At 60.3% G+C, this 13,833-nt stretch carries 11 protein-coding genes and 1 pseudogene; 4 read left to right on the top strand and 8 right to left on the bottom strand.

Annotated features, from left to right (window positions below):
* Nucleotides 1-7: 7 nt before the first annotated feature.
* Nucleotides 8-805, bottom strand: a complete 798-nt coding sequence (locus tag M0D64_RS36970) for a 3-hydroxybutyrate dehydrogenase (RefSeq protein WP_154567270.1) — start codon at nucleotides 803-805, stop codon at nucleotides 8-10.
* Nucleotides 806-1,027: 222 nt separating this feature from the next.
* Between M0D64_RS36970 and M0D64_RS36975 the strand changes: the two genes are divergently transcribed.
* Both M0D64_RS36975 and M0D64_RS36980 read left to right on the top strand, forming a co-directional pair.
* Nucleotides 1,028-1,999 (top strand): aldo/keto reductase, encoded by a 972-nt coding sequence (locus tag M0D64_RS36975; protein ID WP_171928110.1) that lies wholly within the window; start codon nucleotides 1,028-1,030, stop codon nucleotides 1,997-1,999.
* Between the two features lie 220 nt (nucleotides 2,000-2,219).
* Entirely contained in the window at nucleotides 2,220-3,065 is an 846-nt protein-coding gene (locus M0D64_RS36980) for a 23S rRNA (adenine(2030)-N(6))-methyltransferase RlmJ (protein WP_054042170.1), read from the top strand.
* Between the two features lie 82 nt (nucleotides 3,066-3,147).
* Here the strand turns inward: M0D64_RS36980 and M0D64_RS36985 are convergent, their stop codons facing one another.
* From M0D64_RS36985 to cueR, 4 genes are all read right to left on the bottom strand, one after another.
* Nucleotides 3,148-4,197: an ABC transporter substrate-binding protein gene (locus M0D64_RS36985; protein WP_266261353.1), complete on the bottom strand. Its 1,050-nt coding sequence runs from the start codon at nucleotides 4,195-4,197 to the stop codon at nucleotides 3,148-3,150.
* Nucleotides 4,198-4,471: 274 nt separating this feature from the next.
* Nucleotides 4,472-4,825: a hypothetical protein gene (locus M0D64_RS36990; protein ID WP_154567273.1), complete on the bottom strand. Its 354-nt coding sequence runs from the start codon at nucleotides 4,823-4,825 to the stop codon at nucleotides 4,472-4,474.
* A 229-nt stretch (nucleotides 4,826-5,054) separates the two neighbouring features.
* Nucleotides 5,055-5,201, bottom strand: coding sequence for a DUF3563 family protein (locus M0D64_RS36995; RefSeq protein WP_074284875.1), 147 nt, complete (start codon nucleotides 5,199-5,201; stop codon nucleotides 5,055-5,057).
* A gap of 294 nt (nucleotides 5,202-5,495) precedes the next feature.
* On the bottom strand, nucleotides 5,496-5,918 hold the full coding sequence (cueR, locus tag M0D64_RS37000) for a Cu(I)-responsive transcriptional regulator (RefSeq protein WP_153136490.1): 423 nt from the start codon (nucleotides 5,916-5,918) through the stop codon (nucleotides 5,496-5,498).
* A gap of 123 nt (nucleotides 5,919-6,041) precedes the next feature.
* On the opposite strand from cueR, the gene M0D64_RS37005 reads away from it, so the two are divergent.
* Together M0D64_RS37005 and M0D64_RS37010 are read left to right on the top strand one after the other, a co-directional pair.
* Nucleotides 6,042-6,260 (top strand): heavy-metal-associated domain-containing protein, encoded by a 219-nt coding sequence (locus M0D64_RS37005; protein WP_154567275.1) that lies wholly within the window; start codon nucleotides 6,042-6,044, stop codon nucleotides 6,258-6,260.
* Nucleotides 6,261-6,273: 13 nt separating this feature from the next.
* On the top strand, nucleotides 6,274-7,206 hold the full coding sequence (locus tag M0D64_RS37010; RefSeq protein WP_266261354.1) for an SDR family oxidoreductase: 933 nt from the start codon (nucleotides 6,274-6,276) through the stop codon (nucleotides 7,204-7,206).
* Here the strand turns inward: M0D64_RS37010 and M0D64_RS37015 are convergent.
* The 3 genes and pseudogenes from M0D64_RS37015 to imuA all read right to left on the bottom strand — a co-directional run bounded on the left by M0D64_RS37015 (nucleotide 7,200) and on the right by imuA (nucleotide 13,405).
* Nucleotides 7,200-10,867 (bottom strand): annotated as a pseudogene (locus tag M0D64_RS37015) (error-prone DNA polymerase). The gene M0D64_RS37010 and the pseudogene M0D64_RS37015 sit on opposite strands and share 7 nt — an antisense overlap.
* Before the next feature lie 5 nt (nucleotides 10,868-10,872).
* Nucleotides 10,873-12,666 carry a DNA polymerase Y family protein gene (locus M0D64_RS37025; RefSeq protein ID WP_266261356.1) on the bottom strand — a complete coding sequence of 598 codons (1,794 nt, stop codon included), beginning with the start codon at nucleotides 12,664-12,666 and terminating at the stop codon, nucleotides 10,873-10,875.
* On the bottom strand, nucleotides 12,566-13,405 hold the full coding sequence (gene imuA / locus M0D64_RS37030; protein ID WP_154567279.1) for a translesion DNA synthesis-associated protein ImuA: 840 nt from the start codon (nucleotides 13,403-13,405) through the stop codon (nucleotides 12,566-12,568). The genes M0D64_RS37025 and imuA overlap by 101 nt, the downstream gene beginning before the upstream one ends.
* Nucleotides 13,406-13,833 lie beyond the last annotated feature (428 nt).

The following is a 13,833-nucleotide window of genomic DNA, read 5'->3' on the forward strand; positions in this document are numbered from 1 at the left end:
CGCCTCCTTATTGCATATACCAGCCATGGCTCACAATAAAGGACTGGCCGGTCAGCGCCGCAGTCGGGAAAGTTGACAGGAACAGCACTGTCTGCGCGACGTCTTCCACCGTGGTGAAGATGCCGTCGACCGTGCCACCCAGCATCACGCGCTTGATCACGTCTTCTTCGCTGATGCCGAGCTCCTTGGCCTGCTCGGGAATCTGCTTGTCGACAAGCGGCGTACGCACGAAGCCCGGACACACCACGTGCGAGCGCACATTGTGTTTCGCGCCTTCCTTGGCCAGTACGCGTGAGAGCCCCAGCAGTGCATGCTTGGCCGTCACATAGGCGGACTTCAACGGCGACGCTTCGTGCGAATGGACCGAACCCATGTAGATCACGATGCCGCCGCGATCGTCTTTGTACATGTGCTTGAGCGCGGCCTTGGTGGTGAGGAAGGCGCCGTCCACATGGATGGCCTGCATCTTCTTCCAGTCGGAAAACGAATAGTTTTCGATCGGATTGACGATCTGGATGCCGGCGTTGGAAATCAGAATATCGATCGAGCCGAGTTCCGCCGCGACTTTATCTATGCCCTGGTTGACGGCGTCTTCGTTCGTGACGTCCATTGCCACGCCGATTGCCTTGCCGCCCCCCTGTTTGATTTCTTCAGCGACGGCATTGGCGCCGTCCTGGTTCAGGTCGGCGATCGCGACCGCCGCGCCCGCGGCGGAAAGCGTGAGCGCAATCTGCTTGCCGATGCCGCTCGCGGCGCCCGTAACCACCGCAACCTTGCCATTCAGATTCGTGTTCAGTGACGACATCCAGAACCTCCATGCAGTTGATGAGCAATGAGACCACGGACCGCAGGCGGCGTGAAGTCAGCCAAACGGCATAGACCGTTCAGCCGAATGCTGCACTGCGGCCAACGCTGCTATTGTGCATGAACCGTGTGAACTGCATCCGTAAACTGCACATCGAGCCTTATCTCTTTAAACTGGACGTTTCAGCGGGATTCCGGCGGCATCACTACCAAGGAGGAATGCATGAATTATCGACGTCTGGGCCGTTCGGGCCTGCAAGTCAGCGAACTGTCCATCGGCTCATGGGTCACCTACGGCAATCAGGTAGATCATCGTGCAGCGCGCGAGTCGCTCGCAGCCGCGCGCGATGCGGGAGTCAACTTCTTCGACAATGCCGAGGTGTACGCCGCCGGCCAATCCGAAGAAATCATGGGCCAGGCGCTCAAGGAATTGGCATGGCCGCGTGTGAGCTATGTGGTATCGACGAAATTTTTCTGGGGTCTCAACGAAGCGCCGAACCAGTACCACACGCTGAACCGCAAATATCTGCTGAACGCCATCGACACATCGCTCAAACGCCTGCAACTTGATTATGTCGATCTGGTGTTCTGTCATCGTCCTGACCCGAACACGCCGGTCGAAGAAACCGTCTGGGCCATGAGCGACATGATCACGCGCGGCAAGGCCCTGTACTGGGGCACATCCGAATGGAGCGCCGACGAAATCCGCGCCGCTTACGAGATTGCTGAACGCCATCATCTGCACAAACCGGTCATGGAGCAGCCGCAGTACAACCTGTTCCACCGCAAGCGCGTCGAGCAGGAATACAAGCGGCTTTACGAGGATATCGGCCTTGGGCTGACCACCTGGAGCCCGCTCGCGTCCGGCCTGCTCACCGGCAAGTACCGCGACGGCGTACCTGCCGATAGCCGTGCGCAACTGCAAGGCTACGACTGGCTGCGCAAGCAGGTCACCGATGCCGGCAAAAACAACGTGGTCGGCAAGCTGGGCGAAGTGGCCGACGAGCTGGGTTGCACGATCGGCCAGTTGGCGATTGCATGGATTCTGAAGAATCCGAATGTGAGCACCGTGATCACCGGCGCGTCGCGCGTCGAACAGATCGGCGAGAACATGAAATCCGCCGAGGTGGCGGAACGGATCACGCCGGAGATCAAAGAGCGGATCGAGGCGGTCATCGGCGACGCCTACGACTGAGCGGGCGCGCCGGACCAGTCCAGACCCGATTGGACCGGTCCGGTCGGCGGAGCATGGCCCGCGCACCATCGGGGCTATGTCACGCGCAACGCACTGCGGGGTGCAACGCGGCGTCGCGTACAATACGCGACCGCGCTGCACTTCAGTTGTGCTGCCGCATTGCACTCGCATCGCCGAATCCGCCGTGGACCGGCACGCCCTCTTTCAGTGTGTCCTCATCATGCTCAGCTACCGCCACGCCTTTCATGCAGGCAATCACGCCGACGTTCTGAAACACGCCGTCGTGTTGCAGCTACTGCGCTACCTCGGCCAGAAGGACAAAGCCTACTGGTATATCGACACACACGCGGGCGCCGGCGTCTATTCGCTGAAGGAAGGCTATGCGACCAAAACCGGCGAGTTCCAGACCGGCATCGCCAAACTATGGGAGCGCAACGACCTGCCGTCGGTCTTCGCAGAGTACGTCGACGAAGTGAGCGCGCTGAATCCGGACGGCCAGTTGCGCTTCTACCCAGGCTCGCCGTACATCGCGTGGCGGCAAATGCGCGAACAGGACCGCATGCGCCTGTTCGAACTGCACACTACAGAAATCGACGTGCTGCGCCACAACTTCCGCGACGCAGGCCGGCGCGCAATGCTTTATGCGGGCGACGGCTTCGACGGCATCCTCGCGTTGCTGCCGCCGGCGCCGCGCCGCGCGCTGGTACTGCTCGATCCGTCGTACGAAGACAAGCGCGACTACACGCGCACGCTGCGCTGCGTCGAAGAAAGCCTGAAGCGCTTTCCGACCGGCACCTACGCGGTCTGGTATCCGCAGGTAAGACGCCTTGAATCGCAGCGCTTCCCCGATCAGTTGAAGAAGCTGCAGGAGCGCAACTGGCTGCATGTGAGCCTGACCGTCAGCAATCCGCCGACCGACGGCTTCGGGTTGTTCGGCAGTGGCATGTTCATCCTGAATCCGCCGTATACGCTGGCAAAAACGCTGAAAGACCAGATGCCCTGGCTGGTCGAGGCGCTCGGCGAGGACAAGGCCGCGCAGTTCAAGGTCGAATATCGCGGGGATTGAGCACGCCCCGGGCCGCACGTGGGCGCCTTAGCCAGCGGTATGACACGTGCGCGACCGGGTAAATCACCCACCACCAAACTCCTTACTTGAGTTGCGCCGCTGCCTTGCGGGCGAAGTCGTTGGTATAGGTTGCGTTCAGATCGATCTTTTTCGGATCGAGGCGGTTATCGAACGACGACAAGGCGCGTAATGAAGTCGCCGGACCATCCGCGGGCATCAAGCCGTCCGGCGAATACGCGTCGCGCACGTTGTGGAATGCCTCCACATAGAGTGCCGAATCGTTGAGCAAATAGGCCGGCGGCACCATCTTCAGCAAGTCGGCATCGCTCGCGGTCTGCAACCAGTGGTCCGCGCGCACGATCGCATTGGCGAGCGCCTGTGTCGTCTTCGGATACTTCTGAATGAAAGTCTCCGATGCGTAGAGCGTCGCCGCCGGCATCGGTCCGCCGAATACCTCCTGCGTGCCTTTCACGGTACGCGTATCGACCAGCACTTTGATCGCGCCGCTACGCTCCAGCTTGGTCATCATCGGATCCACGTTGGACAGCGCGTCGAGTTGACCGCCGCTCACCGCGGCCAGTACCGTGGCGCCGCTGCCCACGCCGATCGCCGAAATCTCGTTGCGCTGCACACCTGCCTTGCGCAAAGCCACGGTAAGTACCAGATCCGTCGACGAACCCGGCGCGCTCACGCCGACTTTGGCCCCCTTGAAGTCCGCCAATGTCTTGATCTGATCCGCCTTCGACTTCAACACCGCGACAACGATCTGCGGCGCGCGTCCCATCAGCACGAACGCGCGGTAGTGTTGCCCCTTTGCCTGCATGAACAGCGTGTGCTCGAATGCGCCGGCGCCCACGTCGGCGCTACCGCCCACGACCGCTTCCAACGCCTTCGACCCGCCCGCGAAATCTTCGAGCGTGACGTCGAGCCCTTCGTCCTTGAAGTAGCCCAACTGCTGTGCGGCGAGTACCGGCAAATAGTAAAGGCCCGGCAAACCGCCAACGGCCATCGTCAATGTGGGTTTTTCCGGAGTGTCTTTGGCGAGCGCGGCACCTGGTTGCGCCGCGGGTACGCTCAGCGCGAGCAACGTGGCGCAGGTGCTGGCGGCACGCCGCATCCAGTGAGTAGGCATGTGATGTCTCCTTGTTCTGTTTTCATTCGATGCGATGGCGCTGCGCATGATGCATGGTCCACATCGTTGGCGAGAGAGCGCGCAACGATTGTCGTCGGACGGTGTCGCGCACGCCATGCATCGAAACCCGAATGGCGTATGTAGTGTCTCGCGCGTTAGCTGAAGACGCGCATGCACATGCGGCAGCACGACAGAGAACCCGCCGCTCGAAGCGTCAACGGATGGGTGGAAAAGAACTACCGGGAGATATCGCGCCGGAGACCCTTATTGCGGCTTATTGCGACCGGGGCACGGGACGAGTTTGCGGCTGCGGTTGTGGCGACGGCGTGCCGCCGCCGACAGGCACCGGGATGTAGGGCGCGACAACGAACGGTATCGACGAATTCGGCGCCAGCTCCGTGGGCGTTGCGATAGGCTGCGCCCCTACGATCGGCTGCCGCGAGAGCGGCGCGGTCTGCAGCACGGTGCCGCTCTGCCCGTCGCTGATGCCGCTCTGCGAGTCGAGTATCACGGGCTTGCGAGCGGTATTGCTCGACGCGGCGAATGTAGCCGATACGGCAAAAACCGTTGTCAGCGAGGCTGCAGCAGTCATGGCCAGGACGGATTTGAGCGAGTGGACAGGAAGCATGGGCGGACCGGTTGAGTTTGAGAATGCCGGATTGCGCAGAAAGCGCTTTACCTTACCGCGACGGCAACCGTCAGGCTAGTCGTTATTGGCCATGAGTCGCCTTGAAGCGCCACTTGCCGTGAAATTCTTGTGGTCCAGATGTGACAAAGCCCCGTCTATACGGGGCTCAACACTTTACTGCAATGGCTGCGCACGAGCGCTGCCGGGTCAAACTTGATGCAGTTGAAACTTACAGCGAGTAGCCGTTGGTTTCGAGCGAGCGGATGCGCTGTTCGAGCTGAACGATATCCGACGACGACGCCAGATAGGCTTCACGACGGCTGCGTTCTGCAGTTTCAAACCAGGTGCTCAGCTTTTCAAGTACGTATGCAAACATGATGTTCTCCAAGGATCAGATTGAATCCCCGGTGAGTTTTGCATCAGGGATTTCCCGTAAAAGGGTTAACCCGGATTATAGCCCTATGGTGCAACCTTGCTAGTGAAATGCCCGCATGACGTGCATTCCGTTTTGGAATGGTGCACACTCGTGGTGCACTTAAGTCGTTGATTTATCTAAATTCAAGACGGCTTTTTTGCGACGACTGATACTTCCCCATATTAATTTGCACCATTCAGGTGCTTTTTGAGGCTCGGTTGCGATAACGCCCTCGACAGGTTGCACTTCGCGCTTTCAAATCGGGTGACAACCCTTCCCCGACACCAGATCGGTATCGGCGAGCCGCTCGATAATCGGGCAATCCGGGCGCTCGTCGCCGTGACAATGGTCCGCCAGATGCGCCAATGTGTCGCGCATGTCGGTCAGTTCGGCGATGCGGCGATCGAGCTCCGCAACGTGCTCCAACGCAATCGTCTTCACTTCGGCACTGGCGCGCGACCGGTCGTGCCACAGCGCCAGCAAGCGGCGGATGTCTTCGACCAGAAAACCAAGACGGCGCGCCTGCCGGATAAAACGCAGCGAATGGACCTCTTGCGGCCCGTATACGCGATAGCCGGCGCTCGTGCGCGCCTTCGCCGCCAGCAGGCCCACGCTTTCGTAGTAGCGAATCATCTTCGCCGTGACGCCCGACGCACGGGCCGCTTCACCGATGTTCATGACTGTTTCCCCAGGGTGTGCGTCGATCGTACACCTTCCCATAGTGGGAAGGTCAGCCACTCAATTGCGCATCGGCAGGCATAATTCAAGCATCGCAACATTCATTTTTTCAAGGCAATCCCGATGACGATCGAATTCCAGGTAGAAGGCATGAGCTGCCAGCATTGCGTGGCGGCGGTCACGAACGCAATCCGTGAACACGATGGCGCCGCTAAAGTCCAGGTCGATCTGGCATCCGGCCGCGTGGCGGTCGAATCGGCACAACCGGTTGACACGCTCAAAGCCGCAATCGACGAGGCCGGTTACACGGTGACCGGCGTGACCAGCGGCCCAGCCCGCTAAGCGAGCGACCGTCATGTTCAAAGTTGCGGTCATTGGTGCTTCCGGACTGCTTGGCCGGGCTCTCGTCGACGAACTGGCACAGCAGGTAGGTTGGCAAGTTGTCGCCACGGCGTTCAGCCGGCCGGGGCCGAACACGGTCGCGCTGGATATTCGCGATGCGCGGGCGGTCGAGCAATTTGTCGAGCGCGAAGCACCGGACGCGCTCGTGATTGCCGCGGCGGAGCGTCGGCCTGATGTGTGCGAGCACGATCCGGCGCTCGCCCGGGCGTTGAACGTCGATGCGGTGCGCACCCTGGCCGCGGCGGCAAAGCGGCGCGGCGCTTGGGCGCTCTCGATCTCAACCGATTACGTGTTCGACGGCACGCACCCGCCCTATCAGTACGATTCCGCGCCCGCGCCGCTCAATGCCTATGGGCGCAGCAAACTCGAAGGCGAGCGAGCGCTGACGGAATCCACCGATCTCGGCTGCATACTGCGTTTGCCGCTGCTCTATGGGCCGATCGTCGATTGGGCAGAATCGGCGGTGACGAGTCTCGTGCCGGCGATTGCCGCGTCGGCTTCACGCGAGGGCAAGGCCGCCGTCATGGATGCATGGGCGATTCGCTTCCCGACCTTTACACCGGACGTCGCGTTCGTGATCCGGCAGATGCTCGAACGGCATGCGCGTGGCGATGCGATCTGCGGCATCGTGCAATGGTCGGGGGATGAGCCGATGAACAAGTATGAAATCGCCGTGCGGTTGGCCGAAGCGCTGCAACTCGATGCGCAACTGACGCCACAACATACGCCCACCGACGCGACGCCGCGCCCGCATAACTGCCACCTGGCGTCGGACCGGCTCGAGGCGCTCGGCATTGGCCGCCGCACGCCGTTCGACGTTGCGATCCGGCAAGTGCTGGCCGCATTTCCGTGGCGGGGCGAGACGGCGGCAGATCAGCCTCAATGAAAATCGCGGCTCGCCGTAGCCAGTTCGCCGAGCCAGTCGCTGTGATCTTCAAGTCGATGCGCGACGAGATGGATCACCTCGCCCTTCTGTTTCCGTTTCGCGTTGCCCGCTTTATTTGCGTTCATCACATTGCCGGCGCTGTCACCGCCGGTAGAAACGCCATCGTCACGCTGCAAGACGCCATACACCGCCAGCAACGATGAACCCAGCAGCACCTTGCGTTGCTTTTCCACCAGCCCCGGCCAGACGATCACGTTGATCGAACCGGTTTCGTCTTCGATGGAAACGAACACGGTGCCGTTTGCCGTGCCCGGCCGCTGCCGCACAGTGACGATACCGCAGGCACGCGCCAGCGTGCCGTGTCCGCACGCGGCAAGTTCTGCCGCCGTGCGAAAACGCTGCCTGGCAAGACGCTCGCGCAATAGCGCGAGCGGATGACGATTGAGCGTGAGGCCGATGCTCGCGTAGTCGTCGACGATCTCGCGACTTTCGGTTGCCTGCGGCAATGCCAGCGGCGCTTCCGCGATCGGCGCATCGCGCAGCAGTTTGGGCACCGTGTGCTGCGCGGTCACCTGCCACCACGCTTCGCGCCGATGGCCCGCAATGCTGACCAGCGCGTTCGCCGCGGCCAGCGCTTCGAGATCGCGCCGCGTCAATGCCGCGCGACGCGCCAGATCGTCGACGTCAGCAAACTGTGCGTCGCTACGAGCCGCCATGATGCGTTCGGCCGCTACCTGTGAAAAACCTTTGATCAGATGCATGCCGATGCGTACTGCCGGACCGCGTGCACCATAGGTTTTCGACGATTGAAATACGCGTGCGGTCAGCTGTTTTGCCGCACGCCGGATCGTCCGGGCCAATGTGAAGCGCCGCAACGACAAGTCACGGAATTGCTGTGCGGACAATGCGCCCTGCTGACGACGCAAACAGGCCTCGCTCGATGAAATCCGCTGCCCTTCGCGACCACGTTGTTCGAAGGTCGACTCCCAATCGCTCAAGGTCACGTCAGGCGGTAATACCTGGACACCGTGACGCCTGGCATCCTGCACGAGTTGCGACGGTGAATAAAACCCCAACGGCTGACTGTTCAGCAATCCTACAAGAAAAGCGGCCGGCTCATAACGTTTCAACCAAGCGCTGAGATAGACGAGCAAGGCAAAGCTTGCCGCGTGGCTTTCAGGAAAGCCATATTCGCCGAAGCCTTCGATCTGTTTGCAGATGCGCTCGATGAACTCTTTTTCGTAACCGCGCGCCGACATGCGGTCAGTCAGATCCTGCTGATACTTCGCCAGATTGCCGCTGCGCCGCCATGCGGCCATCGCGCGTCGCAATTGATCGGCCTGCTCACCAGTGTAGAGCGCGGCAACCATCGCGAGGTGCATCACCTGCTCCTGGAAAATCGGTACGCCGAGGGTGCGCTCGAGCACGGGGCGTAACTCCTCCTTAGCGTAGTCCACCGCCTCCAGACCCTGCTTGCGGCGCAGATACGGATGCACCATGCCGCCCTGGATCGGCCCGGGCCGCACGATCGCGACTTCGATCACAAGATCGTAGTACTTGTTCGGTTTCAACCGCGGCAGCATGCTTTGCTGCGCACGCGATTCGATCTGGAATACGCCGATCGTATCGGCATGACCGCACATCTCATAGACGGCGCGATCCTCGCGCGGAATATCCTGCATCCTGAATTTCGGCAAGCCGCGCCGCAAGGCGACGAATTCCAGCGCGCGCCGGATCGCCGACAACATGCCGAGCGCCAGTACGTCGACTTTCAATAGTCCGAGCGCATCGATATCGTCCTTGTCCCACTCGATCACGCTGCGGTCTTTCATCGTCGCGTTCTCAATCGGCACGAGTCGCGACAGCTTATCTTTCGCAATCACAAAGCCGCCGACGTGTTGCGACAGATGACGCGGAAAGTTGCGCAACTCTTTGGTAAGGTGAATCAGATTCTGCGTGATGTGCGAGTTGGCAGCGAAGCCCGCTTCGGCCAGATATTTGGCGACCGCATCCGTGCCGTCCCACCATTGCTGCGATTTGCTGATCCGCTCAATCAATGACGCTTCGAGTCCCAACGCCTTGCCGACGTCCTTCAGCGCACTGCGCGCATGATAGGTGATCAGCGTTGCAGTGAGCGCAGCGCGATGGCGACCGTACTTCCCATAGATATATTGAATCACCTCTTCCCGACGCTGATGCTCGAAATCGATGTCAATATCAGGCGGTTCGTTACGCGCGCGCGAGATGAACCGTTCGATCAGCATGTTCATGCGCACCGGATCGATTTCCGTCACGTGCAGGCAGTAACATACGATCGAGTTGGCCGCCGAACCACGGCCTTGGCACAGTATGTTTCTGGAGCGCGCGAAGCTCACGATATCCTGTACCGTCAGGAAGTACTTTTCGTATTTCAGGTCGGCGATCAGTTGCAGCTCTTTTTCGATCTGATCGATTCGTTTGAGATCCATTCCTTTCGGCCAGCGCTCCATCGCGCCGGCCATGACCAGTTTGCGCAGATAGCTTGATGGCGATTCACCGGCGGGCACCAGTTCTTCTGGATACTCGTACTTGAGTTCGTCGAGCGAGAAGCGACACAGGGCGGCGATACGCAGCGTTTCTTCGAGCGTGTCGCGTGGATACAGTTTGCCGAGCCGTACGCGAGTGCGCATATGCCGTTCGGCATTGGCCTCGAGCGCGTGACCACACGCCGATAACGGTGTGACGAGGCCGATCGCGGTCAAGGTGTCCTGCAACGGCTTGCGCGATCGCACATGCATCAGGACGCCCCCTGCTGCCACCAAAGGCAAACCACTCGCTTTTGAAATCATTCGCAATGCGTCGATCTGAAGATCGTCGCTGCCGGTTTGCCAGAGTTCGAGTGCGATCCATGAGCGTTGCGGCGCGAACGATGCCAGCCAGTGCGCACAACGCAATGTGTGCGAGAGCGTCGCCGTGCGCTGCGGCACTAGGATCAGGACGCAATCGGGCAAGGCTTTGAGATGCCCGAGATGCGGTAGCGAGTCGGTGAAGTCGGACGGACTGAGGCGATAGCTGCCTTTGTCCGCACGCGAACGGGCCAACGTGATCAGTTCGGAAAGGTTGCCGTAGCCATTGCGGTTGGTTGCGAGCGCAACCAATGTGCAGAACGGTTCGCCTGCATCGTCGGTCAGATTGAGTTCGCTGCCGATGATGAGGTGAGGGATTGGTTTTAGTACCTCGTGGTCAAGGGTTTCTTGTTTTGAGGCTTCCTGTTTTGAGGCTTCCTGTTTTGAGGCTTCCTGTTTTGAGGCTTCCTGTTTTGAGGANTTGAGGCTTCCTGTTTTGAATCCGCTGGCGTTGTAGCCGTCGGCTCTGCTACTTCTTCTAATGACGTTCCTGCCTGCGCGGCTTTCGCTTTGTCTTCGCGCTCCTTCTGCTGGCGGTCCCGCTCCTGCCTGATTTCTCTCACCGCAGTGTGTGCGTGTACGACGCCCGCCAGTGAGCATTCATCGGTGATCGCGAGCGCGCTATAGCCGCACGACATCGCCTGCTCGACCAGTTCATGCGGATGCGAAGCGCCGCGCAGAAACGAGAAATTAGTCAGGCAATGCAACTCCGCATACGGCGGCAATTGGGCCGCAAGCGCCTGCTCTAACAAGAATGAGGGCCGGGAATTTTCCATGATGCTCAGCCGAATAAACCCTGCAGATACCACTCGCCGCCAAGACGTTCTCGGTACACCCAGAACATATGGCCACGATCGTCTGCCGCAACGTAGTAATCCCGCTCGACGAGGTTACCGTCCCACCACCCTGCTTCAATCCGCTCAGTACGCGTGAGCATTTTCAGTGGCCGACGATAGATCGGCCGCTGGTCGCGCATCATCAGGCGCAGCGGTTTGTCGAGCATCCAGACAGGGCGAGGCTGCGATGGCAATGCAATGTCGGGCAGATTGAGTGAGGCTTGGGCATCGGCCGGTTGTGTTACGAATAGGCGATTGCTTTTAGCGTCACTCGCTTTTTCGGGCTGTCGGGATATGTACTCTGGGTGTGCTGGGTGTGCTGTGCGTTCTGCTTGTCTCGCCGCATCGTCGTCTGCGCGCACGCTCTCCGATGCAGCGTGCTGCAACTCATCGGTCAGCCAGGTTTTATCCGCTTTGATTTTTGTCTTAGTCGTCGCAGACGAACGCTTCTTGCGCGAAAACGCTTGCGCCTGGTAGGCCTCGACGCGCATTGCCCGCTCAGGCCGATGATCGTCCTGCACCGACATCTGCAACACGTTCTCCGGCCCCAAACGCGCGCTCAAGCGTTCGAGCAGACGTGCAATCGAATCGCCGTCTGATTCGGGCATTGGAAACAAAGTGTCCGACCGCCCTGCATACTCGCCGATCTGATCCGCGACCAGCTTCAACTCGATCACGGGCGCCACCAGAACCGTCTGATTCAACTTCTCACGCAACAGCCAGATCAGATGCTCGGCATCACGCGACGGTATGGCCCAAGCGACCTTCAGACTCGACGTCTTCGGAGCATGGCGGGATGCCAATTCATGTTCGAGCAACAACGTATATCCACTGAGCGCTGCATGATGCGCGCTCAACCATCCGGCCAGTTGCACAATCAGCCGACGCGCGGCAAACAGTAATGCATCGGCACTATCGACCCGCGACGGCAACTCCAACTGAGCATGAAACGATGCCGGCGCGCGGAACGATTCGCGCGGATCCGGACGCGCACCATACGCCTGCGCCAGCAGATCCAGAATGCCGCTGCCGAAACGCCTCACGACACCCGACCTTGGCAATTGCCGCAAATCGGCCAGCGTCGCGCAACCGACATGCGTAAACGCATCGCGATCCGCCTGTGAAACCGGCAACAACAACACGGATAAGCGGTCGAGGACCCGAGCAAGCGACGCCTCCTTTATCACATGCCAACGATGCCCCTGCCGATCGGCGTGCGCCTGAGCCAACAACCACGCGCCCCAAGCTGTCGGTGCACACGCAATGCGCGTCGTATAGCCGAATTCAGCCACCGTTGCGGACACCCGCGACAACAACGCCCGCAGGCCGCCAAACAACCGCAAGCCGGAGCCGACTTCCAGCAACAAGGTATGCGCGTGCCCGAGCGACACCTTCGGTGTGTACGTCAGCAAAGCGAGCGCCATCGCTTCGAACGCCTGAGTTTCGCGGGCTGTGTCTGCGGCAAGCATCTTGAGACCGGGCGCCAAGGCCAATGCGTACGAGCGCGACTGACCCGCATGCACCCCAGCACCCAAGGCGTAGAAATCCGGCATCAGGATGTGCGCGTGATCGGCCAGCGCATAGCAGCGCGCCTCGGTGACGCTGTCGGCCCCCGGAGGTTGGCTTGTCTCGCCGGATTCACACCGATTCGGCTTCGCGGGCGAACCATCCGGAAGCGGTTCGAGAGGCTTCACCGCTTCCAGCGACAAGAGTGGCAATGTGACTGCGATCCACAACATGTTTGATCTCTCGTCCTTGATTGCTACCGATTCCGCTTTCCGGCAACAAGACGCTTTGTAATGGCAAAATGAGACGCAGGGGTTCCGCTAGCGGGGGGCCGCGGCGCTTGAAGATGTCGATCGAAATACCAATCTCCTGCAACCATTGACGACGATTGATCGTCTGCGCATTGGCCGGCAAGAGCGGCTCGCAGATCATCCGCAATGGCGCCGGCGAAGATTGCGTGGCTGCCTCGACAGGCCGGATCAAAAATGCCAACGATGCCGACTCCTGAGCCGCCACCTGCAGACGCCGAACCTTATCGGCGCGCGCATTCGGCAGCCATACCAGCACTGCGCCGATGCCATCCTGCTTCAACGCTTGAGCAGCGGCCCACAGAGACTGGTCTTCACTCGAGCGCACCCATAAGACGCGTTCGACATCGATCCCCCAGGCCCTCAATGCCGAAGCGCAGGGCTGGTAAGGGGGCGCCACGAGCATGACGTGCCGTTCGGCTTGTGCCGTAAGATGTCGAAGCGCGCGGGCCAGCAGGCGCAGTTCGCCGACTCCTCCGTGCTCAATCAATAACTCTGTCAGGCCGCCGGCCGACCAGCCCTGCCCAGGCAGCAGTTGATCCAGCGCAGCATAGCCGCTGGAAATCACCCGCGAGTCCGCCTCGGCAAGCTCATTGCCCTGCCACACCTGACGCCGCAATTGCGACGACAACGCTGTCGTCGCCAGATGAATCGCTGCTGCCATAGACACGCTCGTTCAATAGGGAATACTCCACCCTGCCCGGCATCGGGCACGCATGGGGTGACGAGTTTCACTGTATATTTATACAGTATTCTGTGGTGGATGTTAAGGCAAGGCGATGCGACGAAGCGCGCGCAGGAGGGAAATAAAAAGGGGTGGTGAAGCTATTTTTGTTGCAGATTTTTCGCCTGCGGGAGAGCTACCTTTTGGCGCTGCCGCTAGGCAAAGGGCCCGATTTCACGTGCTCCGGGAGGGATGAGAAGAGCAGAGAGCCTGCGCATGCGTGCCGCGGAATGGACAAGAGCCAACTGGTTACACGACCGCACTGCGGATCCGGAAGGAGTGAGGCAAGGAGAACCGGAGCGCTTCGAGCAAAGTCTCACGGTGGCGATGTTTTCAGATGGCTGGTTTTTGCGCCGTAAACGCAGAAA

Source organism: Paraburkholderia sp. WS6 (genome assembly GCF_030464835.1).
GTDB classification, from domain to species: domain Bacteria; phylum Pseudomonadota; class Gammaproteobacteria; order Burkholderiales; family Burkholderiaceae; genus Paraburkholderia; species Paraburkholderia madseniana.